General features: G+C 66.9%; 2 pseudogenes. Both read right to left on the bottom strand.

The features are described 5' to 3' along the window. Positions 1-240 (bottom strand): annotated as a pseudogene (locus EOD07_RS38305) (hypothetical protein); the annotation flags it as partial. Positions 241-372: 132 nt separating this feature from the next. Continuing rightward, positions 373-734, bottom strand: a pseudogene (locus tag EOD07_RS38000) (hypothetical protein); the annotation flags it as partial.

Here is a 734-nt window from a genome sequence, read left to right as displayed (position 1 = left end):
GGTGGCAACGGCGGCAATGGTGGCAATGGTGGCTCGGCCGGTAATGGGGGTGGTGCCGGCGGCAATGGAGGGGCAGCCGGCAATGGGAGTGGCGGCAACGGTGGCTCCACCGGGAACGGCAGCTCGGGCGGCAATGGCAGTTCCGGAGGAAACGGTGGCTCCGGCGGGAGCGGCAACTCCGGCGGTCATGGCGGCGGCCATCGCGACTCCGGCTTCGGCCATTCGGATGGCGGCTTCCATTCCTGCGGAAGCTCCCCACGAGCGGCTTGCTGACGCGGCTTGACCTCGAAACGCCGCGCACTGAAGCGGCACAAGGTGGCGCGCTTCAAGCTCCCTGTTCCGGTTTGCCGCTTCCGTGAGCGGTGAACCATCCTATCGGCCGGTGCGGTAGGCGAAATCGTCGATCGCGGCCTGCCAGTAATGCTGCGTGCGGATCTCGAGCCGCGTGATGCGCCTGTAGTCGGCCGCAAAATAGACCGGACCGTTGGCGGACAGCGCCAGTTGATCCTCGTAGGCAGGTTGATCGCCTCGCCAGGCCTCGAGGACAAGCGTCTCGCCCTCCGCGTCGTCCCAGCCGGCGCCGAAATAGGCGCCGGCGAAATCGAACGGCTGGTCGCTGAACACCTGCGCGGGATGGCCCGAGCTGTTGTAGGCGATGAATTCGCCCGACATGGTGGCGTTGACGTAGCCCGGGCCAGCGGTGAAGCTCTGGTGCATGGCGACGAGGTTGTACC

Source organism: Mesorhizobium sp. M2C.T.Ca.TU.002.02.1.1, assembly GCF_003997225.1.
The sequence above is the reverse complement of the archived record's forward strand: the minus strand, read 5'-3'. Positions and strand labels throughout refer to the sequence as shown.